This window comes from Palleronia abyssalis (assembly GCF_900302445.1).
In the GTDB taxonomy this organism is placed as follows: Bacteria; Pseudomonadota; Alphaproteobacteria; order Rhodobacterales; family Rhodobacteraceae; genus Palleronia; species Palleronia abyssalis.
Map to the genome: position 1 here is coordinate 382,464 of NZ_ONZF01000003.1, position 13,065 is coordinate 395,528.

Consider the following 13,065-nt stretch of genomic DNA (forward strand, 5'->3'; position numbering starts at 1 on the left):
CGGGGCCTGGCCCCCGATCTGACACCCGATCAGCTCTCGGCCTTCTTCTGCCACTGGCCCGTTTCCTCGGACCAGTATTGCGCCTTGGCCCCGGCCTTCGTCAGCCCGCGCCACTGCTCGCGGGCCCGGTTCAAGGCATCCGGGTTGCCCCCGTCGAAGATCACGCAGACCCGCTGAGCCGCGCTTACCTCGTCGGCCGACACCTCTGCCCCCTCAATACAGATCAGGCATCCACGATCCCCCGCCGTCTCCGCATCAACGGTCAGCAGAACCGGCTGATCCGCATCACGGTCCCCGCCCGCCAGCCCATGGGGCAGGAACCCGTCCTCGGGCTCCAGCCAAAGCGCCTCGTCCAATTGCCGCAGCCTCACCTCGTTGCGCCCCCGGACCAGCACGCGCCACCCTTGCGCGAGACTGCGCTCCAGCAATTGCGGAAGTACGGCCTCAAGGGGCCGCCGGGTCAGGTGATAGAAATACGCCTCTCCCAAACGCCCCCTCCTTCATCCTTGGTCAAATACCCCGGGGGTGCGGGGGCTGGCCCCCGCCCGGCCCATCACCCCTCGCAGGTGTCGCGAATGAAGCGGTCCAGCGCCCGCACGCCCCAGCCCGACGCCCCCTTGGGCGCATAGGGCGAATCGAACGAGGTCGAGGCGACGCCCGCGATGTCGATATGACACCAGCGCGTGCCCTCTTTCACGAAGCGGTGCAGGAACTCGGCCGCAGTGATCGTCCCCGCCGGACGGCCACCCACGTTCTTCACATCCGCGATGCGCGATTTCAGCTGGTCGGCATAATCGTTGCCCAACGGCAGACGCCATGCGCCCTCGCCTTCGGCCCCCGCGGCCTTCAGAATATCACCGACGAACCCGTCATCGTTCGACAACAATCCCGCATTGTGATGTCCCAGACCGATGATCACGGCCCCCGTCAGCGTGGCAAGGTCGATCATGCCCGACGGCTGGAACGTCTCCTGCGCGTACCACATCACGTCGGCCAGCACCAAACGCCCCTCGGCATCGGTGTTGATGACCTCGATCGTGTCGCCCTTCATTGATTTCACCACATCGCCGGGGCGATAGGCTCGGCCCGAGGGCATGTTCTCGACCAGCCCGACCAGCCCCACGACATTGGCCTTCGCCTTGCGCAGCGCCAGCGTCTTCATCACGCCCGCGACCACGGCGGACCCGCCCATGTCCATCGTCATGTCTTCCATGCCGGCGCCCGGCTTCAACGAAATGCCCCCGGTGTCGAAGACCACGCCCTTGCCGACCAGCGCCAGCGGGGCCTCGTCACCGCCGCCCATCCACTTCATCACCACGACCTTCGACGGGCTGTCGGATCCCTGCCCCACGGCCAGAAGCGCGCCCATGCCCAGCTCGGCCAGCTTCTCCTCTTCCAGCACCTCGACCTCGACACCATGCTCGGACAGGGCCGACAGCTGCTCGGCATAGCTGGTCGTGGTCAGCACATTGGCCGGCGCGTTGACCAGATCGCGACAGAAGAACACACCCTCGGCCACCGCCGAGAGGTCGTCCACGTCCATCTCCTCGGGTTTCGAGACCATGGCGACGATCTCGCCAAGTGCCTTCTCCTCCCCGCTTTTCGTCTTCTGATCGGTGTAGTCATAGGCGCGCAGCATCGCACCCGTCAGTACCTCGCGCACGCCCTTGCGGTTGGCCAGGCACAGGGTCGCGCCCTCCGCGCCCAGCGCTTTGCCCAGCGCCACGCCGGCCTTGCGTGCCGCCTCGGGGCCGGGCTTCTTGCCCAGTTTCACCACGGCCACCTTCTCGGCGGTCATGCCGGTGGGCCAGGACAGGATCGTCACGTCCCCCGCCTCGGCCTTCTCCCAGCCTTTTGCCGTCGTGACACGCTCGACCGCGCCCTTGGTCAGGCGGTTCACCCGGCGCGCCGCGGCGTCCAGCGTCCCTTCCTCGGGCACGAACACCGCCACGAGGCCGGACGCCTCACCCAGGGTGTTCACGTCGGTCTCGGTCAGGCGGAAGGTGGCGGGGGTGGTCATGTGGGATCTCCGGGTTTTCGGTCTTTCGGTCCGCCCCTAGGTAGGCGCGGCGTGTCCTATTGGCCAGAACGCAGTTTGCCTTGCCCGCCGGTTTGGATAGGGTCCGGGAACAACGACCGCCGGGGAGAGACGTGCCGACCTACGACAGATACCTGCTGTCGCAATTCCTGACGCTGTTCGGGTTCTTCAGCCTCGTGCTGGTCGCCGTCTACTGGGTGAACCGCGCGGTCGGGCTGTTCGACAGGCTGGTGGCCAACGGCCACTCGGCCGGCGTCTTCCTGGAATTCTCGATCCTGACGTTGCCCAACGTGATCCGCGTGGTGCTGCCCGTGGCGGCCTTCGCGGCGGCGGTGCAGGTGACGAACCGGATGCGCACGGAATCCGAGCTGGTGATCGCCCAGGCGACCGGCCTGTCGCCCCTGCGCGGCGCGCGGGCGGTGGTCGTCTTCGGCGGGGTGGCGGCCCTGATCACGCTGACGATGACCCACGTCCTGGGCCCGATGAGCCAGAACAGACTGGATGTCCGCAACGCCGAGATCGCGGCCGACGTCACCGCGGGCCTGCTGGTCGCGGGGCAGTTCCAGCACCCCGCCGACGACGTCACGCTGTTCGTCGCGAACATTACCGACCGCGGCCTGATGGAGAAGGTGTTCCTCAGCGACCGCCGCGACCCCGCCGAAGAGACGACCTATACGTCTGAAACCGCGATCCTGGCGACGCGCGAGGGGCAGACCTTCCTGGTGATGTTCAACGGTCTGTCGCAGGATTACGATCCGGCGACCGGCCAGCTCGAGACGACGTTCTTCGACGAGCTGACCGTCACCGTCGACCCCGCCCGGGACGGCCCGGGCGGGCGCATCGACCTCGACGCGGTGCCGACACCGGCCGCGCTGTCCGACCCCGCCGACACCGCGCTGCGGACCGGCAGCACGCCGCGCCAGATCACGGTCGAGATCGCCGAGCGCACCGCCCAGGGACTGCAATCCTTCGCCGCCCCCATCCTCGGGTTCGCCATGCTGATGCTGGGGGGATTCTCGCGCTTTTCGGCATGGCGGCAGGTCACCGGCGCGATCGTCGCGCTGGTCCTGTACGAGCTGTCCTACCGCATGGCCCTGGGGGCCGTCCTGGGCGGGACACTGCCGCCTTTGGCGCTTTTCATACCCACGCTGGTCTTTTCCATCGTGGCGCTGCTGGCGCTGAAGATCGCCGGCAGGCCGTGGCGGCCGCGGGGGGCAAACGCATGATCCTGCACATCTATTTCGCCCGCCGTTTCGCCGGGACGTTCCTTTTGGTGCTGGGGGTCTTTCTGGGGATCCTGATCCTGATCGACCTTGTCGATCAGGTCCGCCGGTTCGAGGACGACGCCGTGGGGTTCGTCATGCTGATCGGCCTGACGCTTCTTTCGGTGCCGCGCACGCTTTATTCGATCCTGCCGCTGATCACGATCATTGCCACGCTGACGCTGTTCCTGTCGCTGGCGCGCACGTCGGAACTGGTGGTCAGCCGCGCGTCGGGGCGGTCGGCGATCCTCAGCCTTCTGGGTCCGCTGGTCGTGACCTTCCTGATCGGAACGATCGCCGTGGCGGCCCTGAACCCAATCGCAGCCGGCACGGCACGTCAATACGACCGGCTGTCGGACCGGCTTCAGGGGGTGTCGGGACCCGCACTGTCCATGGGGCGCGAGGGGGTCTGGCTGCGGCAGGCGGACGTCACGGGCCAGACGGTGATCCACGCCACCGGCATCGACGACGGCGGCACCGTCCTGCGCGACGCCACCTTTCTGACCTTCGACGACGCCGGCACCGCGCTGTCGCGGGCCGAGGCGGCCACGGCCGTGCTTCTGGACGAGGAATGGCAGTTGAGGCAGGCCAAGCGCTGGGATTTCTCGGACCCCAACCCCGAGGCGGCGTCGATGGACAGCTCGATGCTGATCCTGCCTTCCAGCCTCTCGGCGCAGGGCATCGCCGACAGCTTCTCCGACCCCGCCTCGGTCCCGATCTGGCAGCTGCCCCGCTTCATCCAGGACATGCAGGCCGCCGGATTCTCCGCGCAGGCCTATATCGTGGGGCTGCACGCGACCCTTGCCCTGCCTGCGATGCTGATGGCGATGGTGCTGGTGGGGGCGGCGTTCACCATGCGGCATACGCGCTTCGGTCGGACGGGAAGGATGGTGCTTCTGGCGCTTGCCTCTGGCTTCAGCCTTTTCTTTCTGAACGATTTCGCGCAAATCCTGGGGGAGAACGGTCAGATCTCGGCGATCCTGGCTGCTTGGGGGCCGCCCGTGGCCGCGATCTGCTTGCCGCTGGGCCTGATTTTGCACTGGGAAGACGGCTGATGCGCGCCATTCTTCTGATCCTTGGACTAGCCGTGGCGCCGCTGGCCGCCGCCGCCCAGCAGGCTGCGCTGATCGCCAACGTTGTGCGGGTCGAAGGCGACGTTCTGGTGGCCGAAGGCGATGTGCAGGTCTCCTACGAGGGGTCGATCCTGACGGCCACCCGCGTCACCTATGACAAGGACACCGACCAGGTCGCGATCGTGGGGCCGCTGACCCTGACGTCGGACAATGGCGACACCGTGCTTCTGGCCGACAGCGCCGCGCTGGACCGCGACTTCACCAACGGCATCCTGCAATCGGCGCGGCTGGTGCTGGACCGACAGCTTCAGCTTGCCGCGACCGAGATTGCGCGCGTCGATGGCCGGTATACCCAGCTGTCGAACGCCGTCACCTCGGCCTGCAGGATCTGCGCGACCGGTGCGACGCCCCTGTGGGAGATCCGCGCCCGGAAGGTGATCTACGACCAGCAGGAAGAGCTGATCTATTTCGACCGCGCCTCGTTCCGGCTGGCGGGTGTCCCCATCGCCTATATTCCGCGGCTGCGGCTGCCGTCGTCGAACAACCCGCGGCAATCGGGCCTTCTGACGCCGCGGCTGGTGACGTCCTCGACACTGGGGTTCGGGATCAAGCTGCCCTATTATCAGACGCTGGGGCCTTACGCCGACGTAACGTTCACCCCCTATGTCTCGGCCGAGACGACGACGCTGGAAGCGCGCTATCGCCAGAACTTCCGCACCGGTGCCGTCGACATCGCGGGCGCGTTCTCGCAGGACACGATCCTGCCGGACGAGGACCGGTACTACCTGTTCGCCGAGGGCGCGTTCCGGTTGCCGGGCGACTTCCTGCTGCAATTCGACCTGCGCGAGACGTCGGACCGCCGCTATCTGGCGCAATACGACTATTCCAGCATCGACCTTCTGGAAAGCGAGGTGCGGGTGACGCGGTACGACAGGAACGAGGCGATCCGCGCCGCGATTATCGACTACACGCCGCTGGCCGCATCAGAGGCACAAATCGCCGACCAGTTGCCGGGCCTCGCCGCCGATTTCGCCTATCAGCGCCGCCTGTCCGTCGGTGGGGGGGAACTTCGGTTGGGCATCGACGCCGCGGGCGTCCAGCGCGACAGCGATCTGGACGGACTGGGACGCGACGTGTCAGAGATCGGCGTCTCTGGCGACTATATCCGGCGCATGGTGCTTTCCCCGGGCCTCGTCTGGACCACCCGTGCCGTGGTGTCGGGCGGGACCTACACTGTGGCGGACGACCCCGCCTTCGACGACGTGTTCCGCCTGGCGGGGGGTGTGTCGACGGAATTGCGCCTGCCGCTGCAACGCGCGGGGCCCAGGGGCAGCCACCACCTGATCGAGCCCGTCGTGCAATTGGCGTGGTCCGGCTCGGAAGACCGGGTGCCGAACGAAGACAGCGTGCTGGTCGATTTCGACGAGGGCAACCTTTACGCCATGAACCGATTCCCGGGCGACGACCGGGTCGAGGAAGGCATTCGCGCCAATCTGGGCGTGGGATACACCGCGCGCCTGGCCGAGGATCAGCGCCTGGGCCTGACGCTGGGCCGCGTGATCCGCGACGATCCCGACCCCGAACTGAACGAGGGCACCGGCCTTGCGGGCACCGAATCCGACTGGCTGGCGGCCCTGGATCTCGAGCTTGCGCGCTTCGATCTGGCGGCCCGGACACTGGTGGACGACAGCTTCGGCGCCACCCGGGCCGAACTGATCGCGGGCTATGACGGACAGGGGTTCGGGCTGTCGGGGACCTACCTGTTCCAGGATGCCGAACCGCTGGAAAATCGGCCCGTCGACACGCACCAGTTCGATTTCGCCGCAAACGCCCGACTGGCCCGCCATTGGCGGGGCGAAGCCGCGGGGCGCTATGACATGGATACCGACGGCCTGGACGGGGCGTCCGTCGGGCTGACCTACCAGACCGAATGCATCCGCGTGGGTCTGGACGCCGACCGCACGTTCTACCGCCGCCTCGACATCGCGCCCGTCACCACATACGCGGTCGAGGTCGAGCTTCTGGGCTTCGGCGCCGGATCGGTGGACGAAAGCTATCGATCTACCTGCCGGGGATGATATGCCGGTCGCAAAACGAACCCGAGGAATGAGCCGCCCATGATCCACCGCACCCGCACCCTTGCCGCGGTCGTCGCCCTGTCGTTTGGGTTGGGGCTGACCGCACCCGTCCTTGCGCCCGCGACCGCGCAGTCGCTGTTCTCGCCCGCCGCGCATGTGAACGAGGGCGTCGTGACCCAGTTCGAGGTCACGCAGCGCCAGCGCCTTCTGGAGGTGTTCCGCGCCCCCGACACCTCGCGCGAGGCGGCGCTTCAGGACCTGATCGACGAACGCCTGCAACTGGCCGAGGCCGCCCGGCGCGGCATCGTGGTCGACCGCGAGGCGCAGATCGCCGGCGAGACGGAGTTCGCCGCCCGCGCCGATCTGGAACGCGAGGCCTTCATCGCCGAGCTGACGCGTGCGGGCATCGATCCGGCCAGCTATGCCGACTTCATCCGTGCGGGCGTGGCCTGGCGTCAACTGGTTCAGCAGCGCTTCGGCGCAGCGGCCGGCCAGATCCCCGACGACCAGGTCCAGGCCGCCGCCGACGCCCCCCCCGCCCCCGAATTGCGGGTGCTCCTGAACGAGATCATCATCCCCGCGGACACCCCCCAAAGGGCCGCCCGGGCCGAGTCGCTGATCCCCGAAATCGAAAGCATCCGCGGTTTCGGCGCCTTCGCTGCTGCCGCCCGCACCTACTCCGCCACCCCCTCGCGCGAACGGGGCGGGGCCATCGACTGGCTGGAACTGTCGGACCTGCCGCCGCAATTGGGGCAGATCCTGACCGCGCTGGAACCGGGAGAAGTCTCACCGCCCGTGCGACTGCCCAATGCGCTGGCCTTCTTCCAGCTGCGCGAAGTGGGCGAGGTCCCGTCGAACGGTACGCCCACCCAGCTGGATTATGCCGCCCTCTACCTGCCCGGCGGCCGATCCGAGGAGACGTTGCAGCGCGCCGCGCAGATCGCGGCCGACGCCGATACCTGCACCGATCTTCAAGCCATCGGCGGCCGGATCGGCGCGGCGACGCAGGCCGACACCCTGCCCGTGGCCCAGGTGCCGCAGGACGTCGCGCTGGAGCTTGCGCAGCTCGATCCTGGCGAGGTCAGCATGGCGCTGACCCGCGCCGAGGGGCAGACGCTGGTCGTTCTGATGCTGTGCAACCGCATCTATCGGGCCCCCGACGCGGAGGAGCCGAACCTGGGTCAGGTGCGCGCCTCGCTCGGCAATCGTCTGACGGCCCAGCAGGCCGAGAACTACCTGGCCGAGCTGCGCGCCAACGCCCGCATCCGCTACGAATGACGGGCCCGATCGCGCTGACCTGCGGCGAACCCGCAGGCGTCGGCCCCGAGATCGCGGCGAAGGCCTGGGCGTTCCTTGGGACCGCGCTGCCCTTCTTCTACATGGGCGATCCCTCGCATCTGCCGGCGGGGACGCCCGTGCGGGTGATCGACACCCCGTCAGAGGCGGCCGAGGCCGCGCATCACGGCGTTCCCGTCCTGGCCTTCGACATGGGCGGCCCTTCGACACCCGGACACCCCGACCCGGCCCACGCGCCCGTCGTGATCGAGGTCATCGCCCGCGCCGTCGAGCTGGTGCGCCAGGGCGAGGCTGCGGCGCTTTGCACCCTGCCGATCCACAAGAAAGCGCTGAAAGACGGTGCGAATTTCGCCTATCCCGGCCATACCGAATACCTCGCCGCGCTGGCGGGGTCCGAGCATGTGGTGATGATGCTGGCCTGCGATGCCCTGCGCGTCGTGCCTGCCACGATCCACATCCCCCTGTCCGAGGTGCCCCGCGCCCTGACGCCGGAAAGCCTCGAGCGGACGATCCGCATCACCCACGCCGCATTGATGGACCGGTTCGGCATCGACTTCCCGCGTATCGCCGTCGCCGGCTTGAATCCCCATGCAGGCGAAGGCGGCGCGATCGGCCGGGAAGAGGTCGACTGGATCGCCCCACTTGTCGACCGGCTGCGCGTAGACGGGTTCGACCTGCGCGGTCCAGCCTCGGCCGACACGATGTTTCATGCCGCGGCGCGCGACCGCTATGATGCGGCCATAGCGATGTATCACGACCAGGCGCTGATCCCGATCAAGACGATCGACTTCGCGGGCGGGGTGAACGTCACGCTGGGGCTACCCTTCGTGCGCACCTCGCCCGATCACGGGACCGCCTTCGACATCGCGGGCACCGGGCTGGCCGACCCGACCTCGACCATCGCGGCGCTGCGTATGGCCGCGCGGATGGCCGGGCGCATGTCGCACGCATGAGCGGGATCGACGATCTTCCCCCCCTGCGCCAGGTCATCGCCGATCACGGCCTTTCCGCGCGCAAGTCGCTGGGGCAGAACTTCCTTCTGGATCTGAACCTGACGGCCAAGATCGCACGGCAGGCCGGGGACCTGTCGGGCGCGGACGTGCTGGAGGTCGGCCCCGGCCCCGGCGGCCTGACCCGCGGGCTTTTGGCCGAGGGCGCGCGCCGGGTGCTGGCGGTCGAAAAGGACACGCGCTGCCTCGCCCCCCTGTCGCAGATCGCGGAGGCTTACCCGGGGCGGCTGGAGGTGATGAACGCCGACGCGCTGAAGATCGACCCGGCGGCGCATCTGACCCCGCCCATCAAGATCGTGTCAAACCTGCCGTACAATGTCGGGACCGAGCTTCTGACCCGCTGGCTGGATCCGGGCGACTGGCCCCCCTTCTGGTCCTCGCTGACGCTGATGTTCCAGAAGGAGGTCGCGCAGCGCATCGTCGCCGCACCCGGATCGAAGGCCTATGGGCGGCTTGCGATCCTGTGCCAGTGGCGCACCGACGCGCGCATCGTGATGGAGCTTCCGCCCGAGGCATTCACCCCGCCGCCCAAGGTGCGATCCTCGGTCGTGCACCTGACCGCCCTGCCCCAGCCGCGCTTTCCGGCCGATCCGAAGGGGCTGTTTCGCGTGACGCAAGCCGCGTTCGGCCAGCGCCGCAAGATGCTGCGCGCATCGCTGAAGGGTTTGGCCCCGGATATCGAGGATCGCCTGACCGCCGCCGGAATCAAACCCACGCAGCGCGCCGAAGAGCTGTCGCTGGAGCAGTTCTGTGCCCTGTCGCGAGAGATCGCGCGGGCTGACTGACCGGGGCAGACCGGGGCAGACCGGGGTCGGAACGAAGAAGGCCGGGCGCTGGGCCCGGCCTTTCGATCACTCCACCGTTTCGGTGTTGCCGCCGCTTTCGCCGCTTTCGCCACCACCACTGCCTTCGCCGCCCTCGGGCGTATCGGCGGCTTTTGGCGCCTCGGCAGTCTTCGGCTTTCGCGGGGCGCGGGGGCGCTTGGGCTTCGGCGCGTTCTCAGGCGTTTCCACCAAGCTGGAATCGCCAGCGGGCGCGGCCGTGTCGATCACGTCATCGTCTTTCTTGCGGGGACGACGGGTGCGCTTGGGCTTCGGTGCCTCGGCAGCCTCCTGCGGGGCAGGTGCGGGCTCGGGCTGACGGTCTTCGCCGCGCCCGGTGTCGTCTTGCCGGTCACGGTTATCCTGCCGATCACGGTTATCCTGCCGATCACGGTCGTCCTGCCTGTCGCGGTCGTCGCGCCTATCGAAGCGTTGCGGCTGATCGTCCTCACGCTGACCGCCATCGTCCCGCTGATTGCGGTCCTGCTGGTTGCGGTCCTGTTGACCACGATCCTGCTGGTTCCGGTCCTGATGACCGCGGTCCTGCTGGTTGCGATCGCCTTGGCGGTCGCGATTGTCGTTGGACTGGTCGCCACCGTCATTCTGCTGACCGCCCTGATTCTGTTGGCGATTCTGGTCCTGCTGGGCGCTGCGCTCGTTCATCTCGCGCTGCGCCTCGGCCAGCATCCGCGTGTAATGCTCGGCGTGCTGGGCGAAGTTTTCCGCGGCCACGCGGTCGCCCGAAAGCTGGGCATCACGGGTCAGCTGGTTGTATTTGTCGATGATCTGCTGCGGCGTACCGCGCACCTTGCCCTCGGGTCCCGAACTGTCGAAGACCCGGTTGACGATGTTGCCGCCAGAGGGACGGTTGCGGTTGTTCTTGGACCGCGAGCGTTTGTTGGAAGATCGCATGTCGGAGTATGTTCCGGCCTTAATTTCTTGGCATATACAGCGCCTGTCTGCGACGTGCCGCAAAGAAGCGCGACTGACGGACAGGGCATGTTGCGGCAGTTTCAAAGGCAAGCGTCGTTCGTCGCTTCGCTCTCTGCACCTTGGTGAGACCATGGGCGAACCCCTTTGGCAAGCCCATTCCGGTCGATTTGTCGGATTTTCACCAACATCTGGTGAAAAACCGCTTCGCTACACCGTGATCGCGCCGGCTTTTGCGCAGACGACCCGGTCACGCGCCGCAAGATCGGGATGTACCACGACATCCGCAAGACCCGCGGCGCGAAAAAGCGCTGCGACCGCCCTGGCCTGGGTCCAACCGACTTCGACCATCAGATGTCCCCCTTGGGTCAGGTGGTTGCGCGCGCCCGCTGCGATCGCGCGGTAGGCGGACAGGCCATCCGACCCCGGCGACAGTGCCAGGTGCGGGTCGTGATCGGCCACCTCGGGCGAGAGGTCGGGCATCTCATCCGCCGCGATATAGGGCGGGTTCGAGACGATCAGATCGAACCGCCCCGCGACGTCGGAAAACCAGTCGGAAATTGCGAAATCGGCTTCGATCCCAAGGGTTTGCGCGTTGATCTTCGCAACCTTCAAGGCCGCGTCCGAGATGTCGGTGCCCACCCCCGTCGCGCCCGGCCGCTCGCTCAGGAGGCTGAGCAGGATGCAGCCCGATCCGGTGCCGAGGTCGAGAACGCTTTGCCACGGCAGGTCCAGGGCACGGGCCACCAGCGCTTCGGTGTCCGCGCGCGGATCCAGAACGTCGGGGGTGATGCGGAACTCGTGCTTCCAGAAGGCGCGGGTGCCCAGGATACGGGCCAGCGGCTCGCCCGCCGCGCGGCGGTCCAGAAGCGCTGCGAACCGGGCGGCCAGATCGCCCTCGACCGTGTCGATCCGGTGCAGCGCGGAACGGTCCAGACCGGCGGCGTGAGCCAGAAGCGTGCGGGCGTCGCGCATCGGGTCGGGGACATGCGCCAGGCGGCGGGCAGCGTCGCGCAGCGCGTCGGCTGCCGTCATCCCTCGATCTCGGCCAGGCGGGCGGCCTGATCCTCCGACGTCAGCGCGTCGATGATCTCGACCAGATCACCCTGCATCACCTGGTCGAGCTTGTAGAGCGTGAGGTTGATCCGATGATCCGTCAGGCGGCCCTGCGGGAAGTTGTAGGTGCGGATGCGTTCCGACCGGTCGCCCGAGCCCACCTGCGCCTTGCGCGCGTCGGCGCGTTCGGTCGCGGCCTTCTGACGTTCCATGTCGAACAGCCGCGCGCGCAGGACCTGCATGGCAATCTCGCGGTTGCGGTGCTGCGACTTTTCCGAGCTCGTGACGATCAGCCCAGTCGGCAGGTGCGTGATGCGGACGGCCGAATCCGTCGTGTTGACGTGCTGGCCCCCCGCCCCGCTGGCGCGCATCGTGTCGATGCGGATATCACCGGGGTCGATGGCGATATCGACCTCCTGTGCCTCGGGCAGGACGGCGACCGTCGCCGCAGAGGTGTGGATACGCCCGCCCGATTCGGTCGACGGCACGCGCTGCACCCGGTGGACGCCTGACTCGAACTTCAGCTTGGCGAAGACCCCGTCGCCCTTGATGTTCGCCACAAGCTCCTTCAGGCCGCCCAGCTCGGTCTCCTGATGCTCGACGATCTCGAACCGCCAGCCCTGCGCGTCGGCGAAGCGCTGATACATGCGCATCAGGTCGGCGGCGAAAAGTGCGGCCTCGTCCCCGCCGGTGCCGGGGCGGATCTCCAGGATGGCGGGGCGGGCGTCGGCGGCGTCCTTGGGAAGAAGCGCCATCCGCAGATCCTCGGCCAGGGCGTCGTGGCGGGCGCGCAGGGCCGGCAGCTCTTCCTCGGCCAGGGCGCGCATCTCGGGGTCGGACAGCATCGCCTCGGTCTCCGCGATCTCGGCCTCCGCGGCCTGCCAGGCGCGCGCGCTTTCGACGACGGGGCGCAGTTCGGCATATTCCCGCCCGAGCTGGGCGATATCGCCCTTCCCTTCCGACATCGCCGCTTCGAGGTATTCGAACCGGCCGATGATCTGCTGCAATCTGTCCCGTGGCACCATGCAGGTCGTCCTATCCGTTCGAGGGGGCGCGTCAAGTCACAGCCCGGCGCGCGTCAGCCACCCTTCGATCCGGCGCTTGTTCACGCCCATGTCGCCCTTGCCGAAGATCAGGTGCCCGCGGATGGCCACCACGTCCCCCTCGCGCCACAGGTTCGTCACGTCGGGAAACCCCATCACGCGGCTGCGCGTGACGTAGGAGACGTGCCCCTCGTCCACGCTGCCGGCCAGGCGCGCGGTGCGCGGGGTGTCCTCGATCACGTCCGCCAGATCGCGCAGAGCGGCGGCGGGATCCGCGGGGCGGCGCGTGGTGAAGAAGCTGCCGTCGGTCTGTTCGCGGCCGCTATCGGGCAGATCCGCGGTCCGGTGCATCTCGGGCGGGATTGTGACGGTGCGCAGCCAGATCGCCAGCGCCCCGAAGATCAGAACGATCGCGACAACGACCCACAGCAGGATATTGGTCATGGTGGTCCCCTTTC

Annotated in this window: 12 protein-coding genes; 6 read left to right on the forward strand and 6 right to left on the reverse strand. The window is 67.9% G+C overall.

Annotated features, from left to right (window positions below; translation table 11 throughout):
• Positions 1 to 29: 29 nt before the first annotated feature.
• Positions 30 to 488: a DNA polymerase III subunit chi gene (locus tag PAA8504_RS09155; RefSeq protein ID WP_108893873.1), complete on the reverse strand. Its 459-nt coding sequence runs from the start codon at positions 486 to 488 to the stop codon at positions 30 to 32.
• A 65-nt stretch (positions 489 to 553) separates the two neighbouring features.
• The gene (locus PAA8504_RS09160) at positions 554 to 2,020 is read right to left on the reverse strand and encodes a leucyl aminopeptidase (protein WP_108893874.1); all 1,467 of its coding nucleotides are present in this window, start codon (positions 2,018 to 2,020) and stop codon (positions 554 to 556) included.
• A gap of 131 nt (positions 2,021 to 2,151) precedes the next feature.
• Here PAA8504_RS09160 and PAA8504_RS09165 point away from each other — a divergent pair, with 131 nt between their 5' ends.
• Genes PAA8504_RS09165 through rsmA form a run of 6 tightly spaced genes read left to right on the forward strand, consistent with a single transcriptional unit; the run spans position 2,152 to position 9,542 of the window.
• Positions 2,152 to 3,264, forward strand: coding sequence for an LptF/LptG family permease (locus PAA8504_RS09165; RefSeq protein WP_181375745.1), 1,113 nt, complete (start codon positions 2,152 to 2,154; stop codon positions 3,262 to 3,264).
• A complete protein-coding gene (gene lptG, locus PAA8504_RS09170; protein WP_108894081.1) occupies positions 3,261 to 4,355 on the forward strand; it encodes an LPS export ABC transporter permease LptG in 1,095 nt (364 codons plus the stop codon). The genes PAA8504_RS09165 and lptG overlap by 4 nt, the downstream gene beginning before the upstream one ends.
• Complete coding sequence (locus tag PAA8504_RS09175) at positions 4,355 to 6,451, forward strand: LPS-assembly protein LptD (RefSeq protein ID WP_108893876.1); 2,097 nt, start codon at positions 4,355 to 4,357, stop codon at positions 6,449 to 6,451. Before lptG ends, PAA8504_RS09175 begins: the two co-directional genes overlap by 1 nt.
• A gap of 39 nt (positions 6,452 to 6,490) precedes the next feature.
• Positions 6,491 to 7,729, forward strand: a complete 1,239-nt coding sequence (locus PAA8504_RS09180) for a peptidylprolyl isomerase (protein WP_108893877.1) — start codon at positions 6,491 to 6,493, stop codon at positions 7,727 to 7,729.
• Positions 7,726 to 8,700 (forward strand): 4-hydroxythreonine-4-phosphate dehydrogenase PdxA, encoded by a 975-nt coding sequence (gene pdxA, locus PAA8504_RS09185; protein WP_108893878.1) that lies wholly within the window; start codon positions 7,726 to 7,728, stop codon positions 8,698 to 8,700. The genes PAA8504_RS09180 and pdxA overlap by 4 nt, the downstream gene beginning before the upstream one ends.
• A complete protein-coding gene (gene rsmA / locus PAA8504_RS09190) occupies positions 8,697 to 9,542 on the forward strand; it encodes a 16S rRNA (adenine(1518)-N(6)/adenine(1519)-N(6))-dimethyltransferase RsmA (protein WP_108893879.1) in 846 nt (281 codons plus the stop codon). Before pdxA ends, rsmA begins: the two co-directional genes overlap by 4 nt.
• Before the next feature lie 66 nt (positions 9,543 to 9,608).
• Here the strand turns inward: rsmA and PAA8504_RS09195 are convergent, their stop codons facing one another.
• From PAA8504_RS09195 to PAA8504_RS09210, 4 genes are all read right to left on the reverse strand, one after another.
• Positions 9,609 to 10,490 (reverse strand): DUF4167 domain-containing protein, encoded by an 882-nt coding sequence (locus tag PAA8504_RS09195; protein WP_108893880.1) that lies wholly within the window; start codon positions 10,488 to 10,490, stop codon positions 9,609 to 9,611.
• Between the two features lie 228 nt (positions 10,491 to 10,718).
• On the reverse strand, positions 10,719 to 11,543 hold the full coding sequence (gene prmC / locus PAA8504_RS09200) for a peptide chain release factor N(5)-glutamine methyltransferase (protein WP_108893881.1): 825 nt from the start codon (positions 11,541 to 11,543) through the stop codon (positions 10,719 to 10,721).
• A complete protein-coding gene (gene prfA / locus PAA8504_RS09205; protein WP_108893882.1) occupies positions 11,540 to 12,589 on the reverse strand; it encodes a peptide chain release factor 1 in 1,050 nt (349 codons plus the stop codon). Before prfA ends, prmC begins: the two co-directional genes overlap by 4 nt.
• Before the next feature lie 36 nt (positions 12,590 to 12,625).
• Positions 12,626 to 13,051, reverse strand: coding sequence for a DUF1499 domain-containing protein (locus PAA8504_RS09210; RefSeq protein WP_245897575.1), 426 nt, complete (start codon positions 13,049 to 13,051; stop codon positions 12,626 to 12,628).
• Positions 13,052 to 13,065: the final 14 nt, after the last annotated feature.